Below are 360 nucleotides of genomic sequence, written 5' to 3'. Positions count from 1 at the left end.
ATGTATCGCACGGGGGACCTGGCACGCTGGAACAAGCAGGGTGCGCTGGAGTACCTGGGCCGTGGCGACGAGCAGATCAAGCTGCGCGGTTTCCGTATCGAGCCCGGTGAGATCGAGGCCGCCCTGATGGCGCACGCTTCGGTGGTGCAGGCCGCCGCGGTGGTACGGGAGGACCGGCCGGGCGACAAGCGTCTGGTCGCCTATGTGGTCGGCGAGACGGCGCCGGAGGACCTGCGCCGGCATGTCGCCGCCCGGCTGCCCGAGCACCTGGTGCCGTCGGCTTTCGTGGTCCTCGACGCCCTTCCTCGTACGGTCAACGGCAAGCTCGACCGCCGGGCTCTCCCCGCCCCCGACGACACC

The 360-nt window shown here is 70.8% G+C and carries 1 protein-coding gene; it reads left to right on the top strand.

Translation table 11 applies throughout. From position 1 onward, the window contains the following. On the top strand, positions 1-360 hold a 360-nt coding region (locus IF00_RS0140525; protein WP_030327158.1), incomplete at both ends, for an AMP-binding enzyme.

Source organism: Streptomyces flavochromogenes (genome assembly GCF_000717595.1).
GTDB lineage: Bacteria > Actinomycetota > Actinomycetes > Streptomycetales > Streptomycetaceae > Streptomyces > Streptomyces flavochromogenes.
The sequence above is the reverse complement of the archived record's forward strand: the minus strand, read 5'-3'. Positions and strand labels throughout refer to the sequence as shown.